A 1,834-nucleotide genomic window follows, 5' to 3' on the forward strand; every position below is an offset into this window, starting at 1 on the left:
GTCCTACACGGCGGGCAGACCGGACGACCACTTTTTAGAGGGGATGGGGGTGTTTGTTTTTCTGGTCGCCTTAGGCATGTGGAGCCTGTGCCAAACCGTTCCTCTCTCGAAAAGCGGCAGAAAGCTGGTGGGTTTTCTTTCCAGAGCCTCGTTTTGCATTTATCTGACGCACATTTTCTTTTTGCAGGCGTTTGCGCGATGGGGGCTCCGGGCCGTCAATGGGCCTGTGCTGCTGACGGTGCCGCTGATCTCAGGGCTGATTATTTGCTGTTGTTGTATCGTGTACACTGTCTTGTCCTGGGTCCCGTTTATCCGGCGGTGGCTAATATAGAGAGCTATACTCGAACCCTTTGCCCTAAGAGTTTTTCAGCCAAGACTTGAACTCATCCAGGGAAATAATCTCCCGGTCGCAGTCCTTCTTCCTGGCCTTGGCCGCTTTGTGCCAGGCGGCGAATTGCTCCTCCGTGAGTTTTCCAGCCTTGATCCAAGCGAAGCGCCGCTTGTACTCCCGGCGGTATTCTTGAAAGACTTGGTCGCTCCGGCGACTCTCCGCCCATTTCCGGACAGGAGCGGTACTCCGGCAGAGTTTCCCGGACGAGCTGGGGCGGCTGCAATACTCCGCCGTGATCCGCCCTGTGATGGGGAAGTACCTCCCGCAGCTTCTGCACCGTCGGACCGGAATTTCCCGTCTGACACATTCCCGAATAGAGAAGTCTATCAGGTCTCGGATTGTGTTGGGATATAGGATTTCCCCACAGTCTCCGCCTCTAATAACTCCAAGGCTGATGGGCGTCGGTTCAAAATGGAAGAAGTTATTATCCCGGGGACCGTCAAAAAGATAGGCTTCCCGCATATTCTTCCGGACCTCTCTGCCCACCTGGTCAATGTCCAAAATACGCTCCAAAAACCTCTGCGCCTGTTTCCGGTATGCTGTGAGTTGAGCCGGGAGCAGGCGCAGGCGCAGTTCTTCTGCCATCCGGGATTCGATCTTTCCCGTGGCCTTGCGCGCAAACCACTGGAGATACAGGAGCTGGAAGTAAATATGCTTCGCACTTAGTTCAGCCAGCGTCTGCATCATGCGGTCAGTGTACGTGGGATCTCCGGTGGAGAGAAACTGCTCCAAGCCAGCGGTAGCTTGTTGGAGAAGCGGCTCCCAGTCCGCCGGGTCCAGCTCAAGAAAGCTCAGAAGACTCTCCAAATAGGGGAGGGCCTTCTCCGTACCGGCTGCGCCCTGCATCCCCAAAGGGTCGTACTCGAAAAACTCTCCGTCATCCTTAAAAAACATTTTGAACATCCACATGATAAACCGCTCCCTCTAAAAAGCTAAATAGAAAAATAAAATGTGTCTTGACAAATGTCGGTCTACGTGTTACGATAACAAAAAGTCCAACTAATAAGTTGGCATAATACTACCACAAACACGGATACCTTGTCAATGCCCGAAGGGAGTGATTTCATGGCAAACCTGAAGACGATAGATGCGGAAACGCTGCTGAGCCAGCCGATGCGGCAGCCCCCGTTTCTGGTGGACGGTCTACTGGCGCCGGGACTGTACATTCTGGCCGGAGCGCCAAAGGTGGGCAAGTCCTGGCTGGCCCTGTGGCTCTGCACACGAATCGTCTCCGGCAAACCCGTCTGGAAATTTGCTGTGCGGTCCTCCACAGTGCTGTATCTCTGTCTGGAGGACAACCGGCAGAGAATCCAAAACCGGCTTTCAGAAATGGTGGGCAGCGAGCCGGACGATTTCTCCTCCCTGCATTTTTCAACGGAGGCCCAAATGCTGACGGGACCGGACAGAGGAGGAGACACAGGGCTACTGCGGCAACTCTTTGAG

Annotated in this window: 3 protein-coding genes; 2 read left to right on the top strand and 1 reads right to left on the bottom strand. The window is 54.4% G+C overall.

Annotated elements, in window-relative coordinates; genetic code table 11:
- The coding region (locus JX325_RS16070; RefSeq protein ID WP_374220653.1) for an acyltransferase family protein at positions 1 to 331 on the top strand (331 nt) is incomplete at its 5' end.
- 24 nt (positions 332 to 355) lie between these two features.
- Here JX325_RS16070 and JX325_RS16075 read toward each other — a convergent pair.
- Positions 356 to 1,300 (bottom strand): DUF6076 domain-containing protein, encoded by a 945-nt coding sequence (locus JX325_RS16075; protein ID WP_204792053.1) that lies wholly within the window; start codon positions 1,298 to 1,300, stop codon positions 356 to 358.
- Positions 1,301 to 1,456: 156 nt separating this feature from the next.
- Between JX325_RS16075 and JX325_RS16080 the strand changes: the two genes are divergently transcribed.
- Positions 1,457 to 1,834 (top strand): AAA family ATPase (locus tag JX325_RS16080; RefSeq protein WP_204792054.1); only part of this gene is annotated, 378 nt, incomplete at its 3' end.

Origin of the sequence: Oscillibacter sp. CU971 (assembly GCF_905219725.1) — a bacterium.
In the GTDB taxonomy this organism is placed as follows: Bacteria; Bacillota; Clostridia; order Oscillospirales; family Oscillospiraceae; genus Oscillibacter.